At 61.5% G+C, this 15834-nt stretch carries 14 protein-coding genes; 6 read left to right on the top strand and 8 right to left on the bottom strand.

Annotation, left to right across the window (positions count from 1 at the left end; genetic code table 11):
- Nucleotides 1-50 precede the first annotated feature (50 nt).
- The 6 genes from AC1DK4_RS15740 (at nucleotide 51) to AC1DK4_RS15715 (ending at nucleotide 6625) form a co-directional block, all read left to right on the top strand.
- Nucleotides 51-944: a DUF4384 domain-containing protein gene (locus AC1DK4_RS15740; protein ID WP_441621418.1), complete on the top strand. Its 894-nt coding sequence runs from the start codon at nucleotides 51-53 to the stop codon at nucleotides 942-944.
- Between the two features lie 82 nt (nucleotides 945-1026).
- Nucleotides 1027-4035 carry a tubulin-like doman-containing protein gene (locus AC1DK4_RS15735; protein ID WP_441621419.1) on the top strand — a complete coding sequence of 1003 codons (3009 nt, stop codon included), beginning with the start codon at nucleotides 1027-1029 and terminating at the stop codon, nucleotides 4033-4035.
- An 86-nt stretch (nucleotides 4036-4121) separates the two neighbouring features.
- Nucleotides 4122-4865: a tetratricopeptide repeat protein gene (locus AC1DK4_RS15730; protein ID WP_477131628.1), complete on the top strand. Its 744-nt coding sequence runs from the start codon at nucleotides 4122-4124 to the stop codon at nucleotides 4863-4865.
- Entirely contained in the window at nucleotides 4862-5626 is a 765-nt protein-coding gene (locus AC1DK4_RS15725) for a hypothetical protein (protein ID WP_441621423.1), read from the top strand. The genes AC1DK4_RS15730 and AC1DK4_RS15725 overlap by 4 nt, the downstream gene beginning before the upstream one ends.
- 50 nt (nucleotides 5627-5676) lie before the next feature.
- Complete coding sequence (locus AC1DK4_RS15720) at nucleotides 5677-6156, top strand: hypothetical protein (RefSeq protein ID WP_441621424.1); 480 nt, start codon at nucleotides 5677-5679, stop codon at nucleotides 6154-6156.
- Nucleotides 6157-6337: 181 nt separating this feature from the next.
- Nucleotides 6338-6625, top strand: a complete 288-nt coding sequence (locus tag AC1DK4_RS15715; RefSeq protein ID WP_441621426.1) for a hypothetical protein — start codon at nucleotides 6338-6340, stop codon at nucleotides 6623-6625.
- Nucleotides 6626-6684: 59 nt separating this feature from the next.
- On the opposite strand, the gene AC1DK4_RS15710 is transcribed toward AC1DK4_RS15715, so the two are convergent.
- The 8 genes from AC1DK4_RS15710 to AC1DK4_RS15675 form a co-directional block, all read right to left on the bottom strand.
- Complete coding sequence (locus tag AC1DK4_RS15710) at nucleotides 6685-7611, bottom strand: SLAC1 anion channel family protein (protein WP_477131627.1); 927 nt, start codon at nucleotides 7609-7611, stop codon at nucleotides 6685-6687.
- 516 nt (nucleotides 7612-8127) lie between these two features.
- Nucleotides 8128-10809: a pyruvate dehydrogenase (acetyl-transferring), homodimeric type gene (aceE, locus tag AC1DK4_RS15705; protein WP_441621429.1), complete on the bottom strand. Its 2682-nt coding sequence runs from the start codon at nucleotides 10807-10809 to the stop codon at nucleotides 8128-8130.
- A 420-nt stretch (nucleotides 10810-11229) separates the two neighbouring features.
- Nucleotides 11230-12306, bottom strand: a complete 1077-nt coding sequence (locus tag AC1DK4_RS15700) for a porin (RefSeq protein ID WP_477131626.1) — start codon at nucleotides 12304-12306, stop codon at nucleotides 11230-11232.
- A 142-nt stretch (nucleotides 12307-12448) separates the two neighbouring features.
- On the bottom strand, nucleotides 12449-13951 hold the full coding sequence (gene mctP, locus AC1DK4_RS15695) for a monocarboxylate uptake permease MctP (protein WP_441621445.1): 1503 nt from the start codon (nucleotides 13949-13951) through the stop codon (nucleotides 12449-12451).
- On the bottom strand, nucleotides 13948-14145 hold the full coding sequence (locus AC1DK4_RS15690; RefSeq protein WP_441621433.1) for a DUF3311 domain-containing protein: 198 nt from the start codon (nucleotides 14143-14145) through the stop codon (nucleotides 13948-13950). Before AC1DK4_RS15690 ends, mctP begins: the two co-directional genes overlap by 4 nt.
- Nucleotides 14146-14409: 264 nt before the next feature.
- Nucleotides 14410-14781, bottom strand: coding sequence for a hypothetical protein (locus AC1DK4_RS15685; protein ID WP_441621435.1), 372 nt, complete (start codon nucleotides 14779-14781; stop codon nucleotides 14410-14412).
- A 348-nt stretch (nucleotides 14782-15129) separates the two neighbouring features.
- Nucleotides 15130-15399 carry a hypothetical protein gene (locus tag AC1DK4_RS15680; RefSeq protein WP_441621437.1) on the bottom strand — a complete coding sequence of 90 codons (270 nt, stop codon included), beginning with the start codon at nucleotides 15397-15399 and terminating at the stop codon, nucleotides 15130-15132.
- A gap of 144 nt (nucleotides 15400-15543) precedes the next feature.
- A partial coding sequence (locus AC1DK4_RS15675) for an ArsR/SmtB family transcription factor (RefSeq protein ID WP_477131625.1) occupies nucleotides 15544-15834 on the bottom strand: 291 nt, incomplete at its 5' end.

Genomic DNA, 15834 nt, shown 5'->3' with positions numbered 1-15834 from the left:
CGCCCCATTTTTTGTCCGATCAACGCATTTCTGGATATCAAGAGCTGACCATGCGACTTCAATTCGCTGCCCTGCCCCTGCTGCTCGCGGCCTGCGGCGTCACCTGCGCGCAGGAAAGCTATAGCGCAAAATCCCTGTTCTTCGGCGAGGACAACGACGTCGTCGCGGTGTCCACGAGCAAGCCGGCCAATGCAACCACAGCGGTAGCTGCCGCCCCCGCCTCTGCCCAGAAGGCGACTCCGATCAAGGTGGCCAGCAAGAAACCAGCCAACCAAAGCATCGGCGCCAGCTATTTCATCCGCCTCAAGAACCCCGACGGCAGCACCCGCGATGTCCTGGCGAGCCGCAAGTTCCAGAGTGGTGACCGCTTTCAGCTTGGTGTCAAGGTGAACAAGCCTTCCTACATCTTCGTTTTCAATGAGGATGCCAACGGCAAGATCACGCAGATCTACCCGCAGCCGGGCCACAACAACTACATCAATGCCATGGGCGTAGTGTTCCTGCCCGGCCAGGGTGCCTTCGAATTCGATCGCAAGCCTGGTACTGAGCATTTGCTGGTCTATGTGTCGCAACAGCCCGTGCCCTCCAACATGCCGGATCGCATCCGCTCGATGCAGCCCGATGTCGTGACCACGACGTACGCCGCGTCCACCGGTGCGCCGGCGGCCCAGTGCAATACTCCAGCGGCCACGCCCGTAGTGGACGCCGCACCTCAGCGATTTGAGGCCGCCAACGAACAGGCACTTTACGCATCGAAGGCCATCACGTTTACCGACGACGCTGCCTGCGGCAAGGCGGATGCCGGCGCACTCTACGCGTCAAAGGCCATCGTTTTCAGCGACGACGCCGATGCGGGCGGCATGCAGGCCGCGTCCTATGTCGTCAAGAAGGCCACCACTCCAGATGCCAGCCTGTTCCTGAAGATTAGGCTGGTGCACGAATAAGCGAACACCCACGACCCATGATGCCAGGGAGCAGCCTACTAGAGGCGCGTTTCCCCGCGTCGCAACCGTGATAAAGGAATTCATGAGCAATAACCACCTCATCGTCGGCCTTGGTGGCACCGGCGGGAAGATTATCCGTCATCTGCGTAAGACCATCGAGCGCAGCAAGGATGCCCAGGGCAACAGCCCGTCTGAAGCGCGCTTCGAATACCTCTATGTGGATACGTCGGACGACGAGATCAATAAGAAGGAGGAATGGAAGGTCCTTGGCAAAGAAATCGACCTCGATCGCAGCCAGTACCTTATCAACACGGCCAGCAATGTCCGTCCCGTGCTCAGCGATCCCGAGTCCTTCCCTGGCCTGAAGGACTGGATCGAGCCGCGCGATGTGTTCGACTTCGTCAATGCCACCACGGCCGGTGCCGCGCAACGCCGCAAGCTGGGCCGCGTGGTGTTCGCGCAAAACGCCTCGCGCTTCGTCAAGGCTGTGGAAGATCGCCTGCAGGTACTGGAATCGGCGCCTGGCAGCAGGAAAGGGGCCGTGATTCATATCGTTTGCGGCTTGGCTGGCGGCACCGGCAGCGGCTCGTTGGTGGATGCCGTCGCCCAGATCCGCCACAAGTGCGCCGACCACGATCTGTATCGCGTTATCGTCTACGCCGTACTGCCCGAGAAGCATTCCCGCCGCGTGAAGGACGTGGCTGGCGTGTCGACGTACTATGCGAATGGCTATGCCGCGCTGACCGAACTCAATGCATTGGCCGTGGGCAAGTACAAGCCGGTCAACCTGCTAGACGGCTCGCGCCTGAATCACGATATCTATTTCAACGGCTGCTACCTTGTCAATAACATCAACGAGCACAATGTGCAGTTCGATGTAGACGTGGAAGTGCCTCGCCTTGTCGCCGAATTCATTTTCCAGAAGACGATGAATAAGGAGTGGGAAGGCCTGGGTCGCGCCGAGAAGGGCGAAAACGACATCAAGAGCTTCGAAAGCGACGAGAACATCGGCAAAGCGCGCGCCAAGCTGTTCATGTCGTTTGGCATTAAGCGCGTGGTGGTGCCGGAACAGGAGATCAAGGAATTCCTGGCGTACGGCTTTGCGGAACAGGCCACGCGTCAGCTCATGTACAACAATTTCCGCCAGGGCGACGGGTACGCCGACGAGGCCGTGGAAAAAGACTGGGGCTCCGAGGCTCGCAAGCCCGACACATTGCAGTCGTTTCTGCTGACCGACGCGCACCTGATGCTCGACACCGGCATCCTCGAAGACGACGCCAAGAACACCGCGTGGAAGCCGCCGCGCGAGTACTGGAAACAGATCATCAGCTTGCAGGTGCCGGATATCCGTGCCGACAAGAACATCGAGGAAGCCAACTGGCTACTGGTGCTAAACGGCCGCCTCTCGAAGGTCTTCGACGAGACGTATCGCACCATGGGCGGCGTGCGGAAATTCTTCGAGATCAAGGGGAACGCCCGACTCGAGATGGCCCGCCATGTCAGCCGGCACATCGAAAAGGACCTGTTCGCGCGCTGGAAGGCGGGCAACGCGTCGCTGTTCCAGCTTCGCCAGTTCATGGACGCGCTGATCGCCATGCTGGACGAGCGCCTCGCACTACTGTCCGCACGCGTCGCCAAGCTGCCCAACGAGCTGGAAGCCCTCCAGGCCCGGTACAAGGAACTGGAGAACAAGTTCAATAACGTTGGCATCTTCGCCAAGGCGCTGACTGACAAGCGCGGCGGCCTTTTTGCCGATATCGGCGCATTGCTGCAGGATCAATACACGCTGAATACCAACCAGCAGGGGCTGAAATTTGCGTGCAGCCTGATCCCATTCGTCAAGGACCAGCTCGTTTCGCTGCGGGGCACCATCGACGGCCTGCACCAGAATCTGGTAGTTGCCACTGACAAGGTGTCCAAGGAAAGGGCCAGCCGCCTGAAGGCTGCCGATGCCGTCTACCAGAAGCGCATCTTCGACGAGACCGCCATTGCCAACGTAATGAAGGCACTTATCATCGACGAAGCGGCCCAGATGGCGCGCACGCAACGGGTACGTCAGTCGATCATCGACCTGGCCGGCACGGATGTGGACAGCTTCGACGTGCTGCTGCAGAGCACGTCGCTGGGAAGCATCATTTCCACGCTGTCGCAGGAGTCCGCGCAGATCGTCGAACTGGCGCATGCCGAGATCGCCCGTCAGATGCCGCCGGTACTGCACGTGAACATTGTGGAGCGCCTGCAGAAGCGTTACGACGCCAATGACTCGGGCCTCAAGGAATTCGTTTCGCAGTTGTATGAGGAAGCTGGCACGACGCTCGTCTACAACAAGACCGAAGTCGATCGCGTAGTCGCCAACAATGTTGGGGGCAGCCAGGGGCGCGCGCAGACTATTGGCGTGTTCCTGCCGGAATGCGAGGGTCAGAAGGAATTCCGTAGCAAGCTGGCCGGGCTGTTCGAGTCGCAGAAGGACCCGGCATCCGACACCAAGGTGGCCGTGGGGAACCTGTCGAACCAGATTGTGATCATGAAGGTGTCGTCGCTGATGCCGGCGCGCTTCGTCGAGTCCCTGACCGAGTTCAAGCGCCACTACGACGGCCTGTTGGCCGACAGCCGCGAAGCCGTACTACTTCATGGCGAAGGCAATGGCGCCAAACTGCCGCCGCTCTTCGCACGATCGACAGCCGAGATCCGGGCCGAATCCCGCCGCAAACCGTACATCCTGCTGGCGCACTTGCTCGGCATGGTCAAGGAACGTCAGAACCGGACAACGGGCCTGATGGAATGGGTGTTCTCGTACTTCGCCGGAGACCTGCCGAAGGTGCATGTGCTGCAAGGCAAGACGTGGCACGACGTGCTGCAAGCCGAGCAACCGGCCGAGGCCCAGGCCGCCATCGAGAAGGAAGTGGCTAAGCGTCTCGATGCCGAGTACAAGCACATCGACAAGAAGACCGAGCTGCGCAAGGCGTACCAGCAGATGGTGCTAACACGTTACGAGGAAGTCGACCATGACGAACAGGATCTTCAACTGGTGGCGCTTGGCGCCATGCGGGAACCCATGTTCGAAATTGCCGGCCTACCGTTGAACGACTAACGCCTTACATCGTCGGCCGGTGTCGATCCCTGTCGTCGGCCCGGCCGATGTTCATCCGTGTGACATAAACTCAAGAGTAGAAGGTTATGGCGAAATACAAATGCCCGACGCTGGGTGACTGCGAACGCGCCAACGCGGGCGAAATCTTTGAACGGTCCCCTGGCGACGATCTGCACTGCCCTGGTTGCAACATACTGCTGGACCAGGTGCAGGGCCCCACCGGCGGCAAGCGCGGCGGCGTGAACAAGGCAGCAATCGCCGGCGCCGCGGCTGTCGTGGTGGCGCTGGCCGGCGGCGGCTACTTCTTCTTGGCACATAAGGCTGGACAACCCGAGGAATCGGTGGAGCCCGTGGCCGCACCTGTTGCCGCCGCGGAAGCCGCCCCGGAACCAGCCCCTGCATCCGCACCCGCATCCGCCGGTGGCATCGCTCCGAACGAAGCAGAAACTGCCGCCTTGCGCACCAAGGGTGAAAGCGATCTGAAGACCRGCAATGCGGATAGCGCCGAGCAGGCCAGCAATAAGGCAGCTGCCAACGAAATGCTCAAGCTCGCCATTGCGAAGATGACCCAGGGCAAGCTAGACGAGGCCGAGAAGAGTCTGGCGTCCGCTCGCGATCTCGATCCCCGTCAATCGCTGGTACCTTACAACCTAGCGGTACTGCGTCTGAAACAAGGCCGCACTGACGACGCGCTGAAGGAATTCGAAGCGAGCTTCATGGCCGGGTTCCCCTACTTCGACAAGATGGACCAAGATCCCGATCTCGATAGCTTGCGCAAGGACCCGCGCTTCACCAAGCTCGTAGAGCAGTATCGCAAGCAGACCACATGAGTCTGGTGAACATCGTCCTTGCCTTGCGCGACGGCAGGCGTCGTACGGGGGGCATGGCACTGCGCATCGCCCCCGCAGTGCTCGCAGCCGGCTTGCTGATGGCCTGCGGCAAGCCCGACGGCAACCGCATTCTTGGACACTGGCGAGCCGAGCGATTCATCGCCCAAGGAATCAGCGTGCCAATGGGGCCCGAGTTCGAAGTCACACTCCATGCGGTACGCAGCCCTGATGGTGATATCGAGATACCGATCTCCGCCATTACAGCCAAGGGCGACGAGGTGACGCTAGAAGGGCCAATGAGCCTGGCGCTGTCATTCCATTTCGAGGATGCCAATCGCATCTCGGTGGATTTGCCGTTCGTTGGAAAGCTGTACTACCGCCGTGTTGCCCTGACGCCGCATGCGGCAGCAACGGCCAGCGCACCTGTTTCCCACGCTCTTGTTGCGGCCCAGCGCCAGTCTTCTGTGCCCGTCGCAAGCTCTCCGTTGGATTCCCAGCAGCCTACGCCGCCGACTGTCACCCGCTCTCCGCAGACTTCGAGCGCTCAGGCGACAGTCGCCACACCGACACCCGACGGCATGGACGACTATCGCCGCGCCGTTGCCGCCTTACGGCAAGGCGACGCCGACAGCGCGGTGCGAAGCCTTCACGCAAGCTTCCAGCACGGCTTCCGTCAGTTCGACCTAATCGATGCCTCCACCGAATTGAGTGCCCTAAAGAGCGATCCGCGATATCAGGCGTTGATGGCCCGTTACCGCTAGTTCCTCGGCACCCTGAGCCTCTCCGTTTCGTTTTTCCCTGCCCGTCGTTTATGAAGAAATTAGCCGCACTTCTGTTGCTCTGCCTTACCCTGCCTGCCATCGCAGCACCCGTCACGCTGCGCCCCATGGATGGCGAGCGCCAGGTGCTTGCAGAACAAGCGACCAACTTCACCGGCGCATGCGGTGGCGCCGTGGTCCGTGTGATGGGAGTAACTTCCACCTCAGGCAATCACTTCGGCATAGACCTGGACGCCGGGGTGGTCATCGTTCGTCAGGCGGGCAAGGAGATCGCCCTGCGCGATCCGTTGTCCGACCAGAACGCGATTGCATGCGTGCCGACGGCAATTGGCGACAGGCTGTTGATTGCCAGTGCCTGCGCCGGCAGCTCCTGTCCGGACAACTTCACCTACTACGTGATTGATCCCAGGCGCCTTCTGATACTTGTGCCCAGGAAGGCCGCCGAAACCTGCGACGAGCGGTGCGCGGAAAGAGTATTGGGGGTCAAGGTGCCGGCAAGCGCCCGAAGGTAAACTTGCTCCGGCCAACCGCAAGGTGCCGCTGACCACCTTGGATCTCCGCTGCCCCGAGTCCGGGGATCCCTTCTTGGCCGCAGGTCTACCGCGAACGATGATCCGTCTGCTGCCAGACGGCAGACCGCGACGCTATGGCTTGCCGACCTGCCGGCGGTAGCTCCACACAACGAAAGAGCCAATGCTACTGATGAAGGCATTGCCGGCCGCGGCCGTGTGCGCCGACAGATGGCTCGGCGGCAAGGACCGGGAAGATGGGCAGCACGGCAAAGATCATTACCGCTACGGCCCACAGCAGTGCGAGCACCACCGGAAAGGTATGCAGGGCCAGCCGCATATTGCCGGGCTCTTCGCACAGCACGTAGCCGACATCGAAGACCACGGCGCCACGGCCGCCGTCGTCTCGGGCGCCAGCACTCCGGAGGACGTCATGGCCAGCTCTGTCTGGCCTGTTGCGACGGGCTCATGACCCGCTTGATGCCGACAATGCGCGGCCCCGCTGCCTGGACATGTTTTGCAATAGGAACGTCACCTGGCGGATAGCAAGTGCCCGTTGCATACAGTCCGGATGGTTCGTACGAAGAGCATGACGATTACCACGGTCAAGAAGGCCAGCAGAAGAATTGCCAACATGGTAATTGGCCAGAGATGCACCGTGTCGGCATACTTCAATGCCGCATTCGACAATGCCGCGATGGGAAAGCTGACGCCCCACCAACCCACTGAAAATGGAATTCTCCGGCGGAACACCTTGAGAACCAATATAAAGAAAATAAACAATCCCAAATAGAACAGGACCGCCGCGAACATATCAACTCTTTGCATGAAATTCGTGTAGGCCAGGAAGCCAACTTCGAACGGCGCGATCAGGATCATGAGCGAAGAGGTCATATTTCCTTCCAGCTTCTCATGATGAATCAAGCGAGCCACAATCATGGTGAAGAACACAAGAGCAAGGATACTCCCGACGGACAGGGAGAATATATTGATCTCGTGTGCCCACGGCATACGCATCGTTCCGCCGGCCATGGCAATATCGAGCGTCGCGACTCCGGGGATCAGCCACGCCGGCAGCGCATGTCCGGAATCGAGCTTTCCCTGGAGAAGCTGGCTGGAAATCGTGCACGCGATGCCAATGGTGCCAATGGCGCCGATGGTCCACATGACCTCCGCCATGCCCCGATCGGCATCGCCGATCACCGAAGAAATCAGCAAGACCGCAATGGGCACCGTGCCGAAGAAATTTCCGGCGATGGGATGCCGGAACTCGTGCATCACCGCATTCGGATACTTTGCGAATTTCACCGCGTACGAGATGGCCAGAATCAGAAATGCGATCACGGCCACGATGCCGATCGCGCCCCAAATGACCGGACTGACGCCGTACTGACGGGTCGCCAATCGCCAGGCAAGAGAAAGTCCGGAAATCCCCATGACCGAGGCAAAAAGATTCACTGGGAGATTCTTCACCGATATGTCGCGTTTCCCAATGTCGGGCCTATTGGGTGGTGGGAAAGTCTGCATCAATTCTTCTCGGTGAATGGCCGCGCCACGGGCCTGTCGCCAGGTGGCGATGTCGGGAGTATAGGTTCGGACGCAGCGCGGCACTTCTCCCGCTTGATGCTGTTTGGCGCCAGATGTTCCTGGTTTCCGGCCATCGTGGGGACTGCCTGGATTTTTGTGTCCAGGGCATAACTTGTCGACAAGGTGCCTGTATGCCGCGCAAACCAAAGGCAAGACCCGGGACCGTGCGGCCACCCCTGAGAAGCTGATCGATCAGGTCGTTAAAGGTGCGCCGGGCGCCGAACCATGCCGTCATGCCGGGTTATCCTGCGTGCGCGGATCGTCCCGAGGATGCCACCAGCCGGCGCAGCGGCACGCGCGCCGGGACAGCCCGCAAGAGCCCGGCTCGCTCCCAGGCCCGCTCTTGCGGAACATGGGAGCGCCAAGCCCAGCGCAGCCCGTCAGGTCTCAGGCGTGGAGCGGATACGGTTTCTCGGAATCGAGTCCATATTTTTGCAGCGCCTGCTGCACGATCGCCTTGTCGATCGTGCCATCGTCCGCCAGCGCCTTCAGCGCCGCCAGGGTAATCCAGTGGCGATCCACCTCGAAGAAGTGCCGCAGCTGTTCGCGCGTGTCCGAACGGCCGTAGCCGTCCGTCCCCAGCACCACGTACCGGCGCGGCACGAACGAGCGGATCTGGTCCGCCAGCGCGCGCACATAGTCGGTGGCCGCGATCACCGGCCCCTGCATCGGCGCCAGGCATTGTTCCACGTGCGAGCGCCGCGGCGTCTGGCCCGAATGCAGCAGGTTCCAGCGCACCGCCGCGTGGCCCTCGCGCGCCAGCTCGGTAAAGCTGGGGCAGCCCCACAGGTCGGCCTGGACGCCCCAGTCCTCGTCCAGCAGCTTCGCCGCGGCGATCACCTCGCGGAAGATGGTGCCGGCACCCAGCAACTGCACGCGCGGCTGCCCGGCCGCGCCGTCCTTGCCGCGCCGGAACAGGTACATCCCCTTCAGGATGTCCGCCTCCGCATCATTCGGCATGGCCGGATGCTCGTAGTTCTCGTTCATCACGGTAATGTAGTAGTACACATCCTCCTGCTCCTGCACCATGCGGCGCAGGCCGTCCTGGATGATCACCGCGAGTTCATAGGAAAAGGTGGGATCGTAGCTGATGCAGTTGGGGATGGTGCCGCCCCACACCAGGCTGTGCCCGTCCTCGTGTTGCAGCCCTTCGCCGTTGAGCGTGGTGCGCCCGGCGGTGCCGCCCAGCAGGAAGCCGCGCGCACGCTGGTCGCCCGCCGCCCACGCCAGGTCGCCAAAGCGCTGGAAGCCGAACATCGAATAGAAGATGAAGAACGGGATCATCGGCTCGGCGTGCGTCGAGTACGACGTGGCGGCGGCGATCCAGTCCGACATGGCGCCAGCCTCGCTGATCCCTTCCTGCAGGATCTGGCCGTCCTTCGATTCCTTGTAGAAGCTCAGCTGCGACGCATCCTGCGGCGTGTAGTTCTGCCCTTGCTGCGACCAGATGCCGATCTGCCGGAACAGCCCTTCCATGCCAAAGGTGCGCGACTCGTCCGACACGATCGGCACGATGCGCCGGCCCAGCGTCTTGTCGCGCAGCAGCGTGTTGAGGATGCGCACGAAGCTCATTGCGGTGGAAAACTCGCGGCCCTCGCCGCTGGCCTTGAGYTGCCCCTCGAACGCCGAGAGCGCCGGCACCGCCAGCGACGGCCCGCGCCGGCGGCGCGCCGGCAGGTAGCCGCCCAGCGACTGGCGGCGCTCATGCAGGTAAGCGTGCTCGCGCGAGCCGTCCTCGAAGCCGAGGTACGGCAATTCGTCGAGCTGCTGTTCCGTGAGCGGCAGCTGGAAGCGGTCACGGAAATGCATCAGCGCCTCCACCCGCATGCTCTTCTGCTGGTGGGTGATGTTCTGTGCCTCGCCCGCCTCGCCCATGCCATAGCCCTTGATGGTCTTGGCCAGGATCACGGTCGGCTGGCCGCGGTGCTCGCTGGCGGCCTTGTAGGCGGCGTAGACTTTGTGCGGATCGTGGCCACCGCGGTTCAGTGCCCAGATATCGTCGTCGGACCAGTCCGCCACCAGCGCCTTGAGTTCGGGCGTATTGAAAAAATGCTCGCGCACATAGGCGCCGTCCTTCGACTTGAAGGTCTGGTAGTCGCCGTCAACGCATTCCATCATGCGGCGCGCAAGGATGCCGGCCTTGTCGCGCACCAGCAGCGCATCCCACTTGCTGCCCCACACCACCTTGATCACGTTCCAGCCCGCGCCGCGGAACTCCGACTCCAGCTCCTGGATGATCTTGCCGTTGCCGCGCACCGGGCCGTCGAGCCGCTGCAGGTTGCAGTTAATGACAAAGATAAGGTTATCGAGATGCTCGCGCCCGGCCATGCCAAGCGCGCCGCGCGACTCGGGCTCGTCCATTTCGCCATCGCCGCAGAACACCCACACCTTGCGCCCGTCATGCTGGCCGAAGCCCCGGTCCTGCAGGTATTTCATGAAGCGCGCCTGGTAGATGCCCATGATCGGTGCCAGGCCCATCGATACCGTGGGGAACTGCCAGAAATCCGGCATCAGCCACGGATGCGGGTAGGACGAGATGCCCTTGCCGCCCACCTCCTGGCGGAAGTTGTCCATCTGCTCGGCCGTGAGCCTGCCCTCCAGGAAGGCGCGCGCGTAGAAGCCCGGTGCGGAGTGTCCCTGGAAGAAGACAAGGTCACCGCCATGCTGCGCCGACGGTGCATGCCAGAAATGGTTGAAGCCGATCTCGTACAGCGTCGCCGCCGAGGCAAAGCTCGCAATATGGCCGCCGACATTGGTCTCGCGCGCCGCCCGCAGCACCAGCACGAGGGCATTCCATCGGATATAGGAGCGGATGCGATGCTCGAGTCCCTGGTCTCCGGGACTGCGCGCCTGCGCCTCCAGCGGGATCGTATTGAGGTAGGCGGTATTGGCGCTGAACGGCAGGTAAATGCCAGCACCGTGCGCCCGCTCGATGAGCCGCTCTATCAGGTAGTGCGCGCGCTCCGGGCCCTCGCAGGCGATCACCGAATCGAGCGCATCCAGCCATTCGGTGGTTTCCTGAGCGTCGCCGTCATTGTTGCGGGGAGTGGCAGGGTGGGCTTGCGCCATGATAGAACTCCTCTGATGCGTAGATCAGCAAAGCGCCCCGCCCTCGTCGCACGCGGGCCGCTGGGATAGGTACCCAAGGTTAGCATCCGGAACTCGCCACGGTAAGACCATTCTCCACCTGGCGCAGTTCTTCCATTCCCGGTGACCAATCCAATCAATCAATGCCAACGGCGCGGCCGTGATACAGCGTTGCCAGGCGGCGGCGCGTCGGCATGGCTTTTTCGCCACCTCATCGACGCGTTCATGTGACATGGCGACGCCCGAAAAAGTGACGCATGACGTCCGTCTCAATCCCTGGCGATCCATCTCTGGCGAGCTGCCAGACGTGCGATCGGGTCGACAGGAGCACTCCCCGACGGGCTCGCGCTTATCGCTTGCCGATCGCACCAAGACAACGCCCCGTTGTCGGGGCAAAGCGCATCAGAACCGGTGACGGATCCCCATCACCCCACCGACCTGGTTCTTGCCGGGCTGTACGTTAAAGACGGCGGTTGCGCCGCTGCCACTGTTGAAGCCGTTGACACCGAGCTGGGAACTGTCCTTGTTGAGCGCGTAGGACATCGACAGGTAGACGTCGGTGCGCTTGGACAGCGTGTAGTCGCCGGTCAGCACGAACTGCCAAGGGTCCGACCCGGTCTGCCGGAAGTCCTGGTAGTAAGCCGTGCCCAGCACCGAGAACGCCGGCGTGAGTTTGTAGATCACACCCAGCCAGTAGAAGTTGGAGCCCGCATCGGCCGCTTGCGCGCCCGGCAGTCTTGCACCGTCGTACGCCTTGGCCAGGCGATACCCTGCAAATACCTTGGCGGCACCAACAGAGTAAGCGCCCCCCACGGAAACGCGGCGGATGACCGGCGCCTGATTCGCCGCCGTACCGACATGGATATCGTCATAGGCCGCACCCACCGAGAACGGGCCGCTCGCGTAATTGACGAATGCGCCAAATTCGCGCCCGAATACGTTGCTGCCGGCTACCTCGGTGCCATTGGCCTGGAACGAGTAGAAGGCTTGCGCAGTGACCCCGCCGAACGCGCCCATATACTTGATGGCATTGTCCGCGCGCGCACCAAACTCCGGTGCAATCGAAAGCATGCCGTAGCGGTCGGCGATGACGGTGGGATCGTAGGCAGAGCCGAATTCGCGCATCGAGGTCTGCTGCCGTCCAAGACGCAGCGAACCATACCGGCTTTCCAGYCCCACGTAYGCATCGCGGCCAAACAGGCGASCGCTYTGACCGGAATTRCCGGTGTCGATATCAAAGCCRCTTTCCAGCTGGAAGACTGCCTTCATCCCGCTGCCCAGGTCCTCCGCGCCACGCAACCCCCAGCGCGAGCCTGACTGATTTCCCGAAGTTACCCGTGCGAGACCATCCCCGTTGCGCCCCGCATTGTTGATATATTCAACGCCAGCGTCAGCAACACCGTACAGCGTCACGTTCGATTGGGCATATACGGCGTTGGCTGCAATGGATGCGGCAAATACCGCAAGAACCTTCTTCATCAAATCTCCAGATTGTTTTATTGGAACACCACTAAAAGGCGATAACAGCGATTTTCATCGGCTCATCTGTCCGCCAGACCCCAGGGCCGCGCCGGGCAACCCGCGCCGCCTTCCAGCCCGCCAGGCCGGAAGGCGGCACGCGCTACCGGGCGGCGACGGAAGCCCTGTCGTCGGCAACACGATGCTTCTGTGTCACCGCCGATACCACCGTAGACACGACGATATTGAGCACCAGCGCAATCACACCGATATAAGTCGGATAGGCGGCATCGCCAAAGTGCAGCGTGTACACCGGCTTCAGCCCCAGGGAGATCGCCAGGCTCGTACCCGTGACGATGCCGACAGCCCAGCCGGCAAATAGTCCAGGCGCAGTCAGGCGCCGCGTGTATAACGTGAACACGACCGCCGGGAAGATCTGGAGAATCCAGACACCGCCGAGCAACTGCAGGTCGATCGCGTATTGCGTCGGCAGCACGATGATGAAGAGCAGCGCGCCAAACTTCACGACCAGCGAGAACAGCTTGGCACTCTTCGCTTCCATCTCAGGAGTCACGTTCGGCGCGATCAGCGGCTCGTATAGATTCCGCGTGAAGAGATTTGCCGCGCCAATCGACATGATGGCTGCCGGCACCAGCGCGCTGATGGCGATGGCGGCCGCCGAAAAGCCCACGAACCACGACGGAAACAACTTGAGGAAGAGCGCCGGCACCACGTCCGAAGCGGACGTCACGTGCACGCCGGCCGCGACTGCCATATAGCCCAGCAGCGCGATCAGGCCCAGCAACAGCGTGTAAGCCGGCAGCGCGATGGCGTTCTTGCGCACTGTGTTTGCCGAACTCGACGACAACACGCCCGTCATGGTATGCGGATACATGAACCCTGCCAGCGCCGATCCGAGTGCCAGCGTCGCATACGCCGTGAACTGCGATGGCTTCAGGATGATGCCCGTGACCCCGCCCTTGGCAGCGAAGTACGTGTCGGCTGCATGGAACAGCGCACCGTAGCCACCGAGCTTGCTCGGGATAATCGATATCGCGGCAATGACCACGATATAGATCATGATGTCTTTCACGAAGGCGATCATCGCCGGCGCACGCAAGCCGCTCGAATAGGTGTACACGGCCAGGATGGCGAAGGCGACAATCAGGGGCAGTTCGCCATCGACGCCGAGGCCCTTGATCACCACCTGCATGCCGATGAGTTGCAGCGCGATGTACGGCAGCGTGGCGACGATCCCCGTGACGGCGACTGCCGCCGGCAGCCATTTGCCGCCGAATTCGCCCTGCACGTAGTCGGCCGCCGTGATGTGGTTCTTGCGGTGGCAGATCTCCCACAGTTTCGGCATGACCGCGAACACGAACGGATAGACGATGATCGTGTAGGGCATCGCGAAGAAGCCATACGCGCCCACCGAATAGACCAGCGCAGGGACCGCGATGACCGTATATGCCGTATAGAAATCCCCGCCAACAAGGAACCACGAGATCACCGTGCCGAATTGCCGGCCACCGAGACCCCATTCGTGAAGCTGGGACAGGTCGCCGCGTTTCCAGCGCGCTGCAACGAAGCCCAGCACAGTAACGAGCACGAAGAACGCAATGAATACCGCCATCGCCACGCCGTCGACCGCCGATGTATCGATCATTTCATCCCCCGATACACGACGTACAGCAGCATGGAGGTGATTGGCACCCAGAGGAACTGATACCAATAGAAGAACGGAAAGCCGAACCACTCGGGCTGTGCGCTGATATAGAACGGCAGCCACAAGAGGCCGATGTAGGGGGCGAGGAGGAGCGGCCAGATCCAGCCGCGGCCTCCTTTGTTTGGTGTCTCCAATGTTGCTCTCCTGAGATGATTGAGCGGATACAAGCACCGATTCGTCGCGATACATGCTCGGGAGTGGTGTCTCCCTTTGCCTGCTTCCGTGCAGAATCAGCCGGCTATCCGCAACGATTTCGCTGAACGCTTGTGTCGCCGGATATCAGATTCAAAGCCGAGGTGCCAGTCAGATGCAGCAAGTGATTGCGACAGCGTGCGTGGGGTTCCACGCCACGCACGCTGGATGTCATTCCCGGCGGCTTCACGGCCTCATTCCACGCCTCATGACGTCGCCTCGATCACCCTATCGGGAGGCGATTGCCAGCGACCCGCGCGCGGCACGACGGCCTCCAGGTAGATCTTCAGTGCACCACCAGACGGCCTGTCGCCGTCGTCAGCGGTGTTCCCGACCAGTTCGATATCCAGCACCATGGGAGACCCGCTTGCGAAGCACACCTTGACCTTTTCCCGCAGCGGCTTCCCGGAGCCGAGTCCGAATGCATCCCCCGCAAGCACCGTGCCGTCCGAGGCGAAGATCGTCATGTCACCCGCATAGTCATCTGCGAGCCCGGCAACACCGATCACCAGTGCCAGGACGAACGGGCGCCGGTTTGCGATAAGTGCCGCAGCGATGTCGACAGGATCACTGGTCATACGTTGTCTACCGAATAAGTCGTGCCACTTCGAGGCGCACCACATCGCAGCGCCGCTGCGGATGAATCAGGAAGCCATGCTTGCAGGAGCCCATTCACGTCGGGTCACCAGATTCAAATGATAGTGAAGCGGAAGCATGCGGGCTGATGCAAATAGGCTAATCTCAGGCCAATGCATGCAAGGTATCGGCCAATGCGGAGCGCCCCAAGCACGGAGACACATCATGAAGTGTCTGAAGCCGCCACCGTCGCCCCGTGATCCATTCCGCCCAGGAGGAAGTGGCGTGTTGCGCCATGGCATCCTTCATCGCATCGGCACGCGCATTGTTCATTGCGCATGGCCAGACACTTACATCACGTTGTGATGTATTAATTTCTGAAGATCGCGCGTACAGGCGGGCGTGCTCGAGTCCACTGTGTAGTCGATGCTCAGCGCGTCAATCGCGAACGCGACGCAGACCTCGCCGGACACCAATGCCGGCAGGATGCGGCCAGATTGATCGGCACGGCAACCAAGCGCGACCGTGTTCGCCGCCGCGACAATGAAGCGTGCTGCTCTTGCGTGGCGGGGATGGCTTCGCGCAATAAGCGCACTTCCAGGGATCGATATGACGTACACGCGGCAATCGCCACGGTTCCCTGGCGTCAACATGCCAGCGTGACCAGGATCACCCCGCCGTGGCATTTGGCGGTCTCAAGGCAAGCAACGACCATCGGTTCGCGAGGGCGGTGCGTCCGCCCCTCCGATCGACAAGGCCGGCGTCTACAGATGCAAGCTGATCTGCCTGGCAAAGGCGCGTATCACCTCTTCATTCCGAGAGAGGAGGATCCACTGCCCCACCCGGGTCTGAACAAGAAGGCCGGCCTCGACCAACGTTGCGACATGCGCCGATACGGTCGACTGCGACAGGCCACTGCGTGCGTGAATCACAGTCGACGGCACGCCATGACCAAGATCGATGTAGCCCTGTACGAAGACCTCGTTCGGCGTCTTCAGCCACGCCAGGATCTGACGCCGGAAGCGGTTCGCGAGGGCTTTATGAATCAGGTTCGC

This window comes from Cupriavidus sp. 05N38 (assembly GCF_056397345.1).
This window is presented reverse-complemented; position numbering and strand designations above follow the sequence as displayed.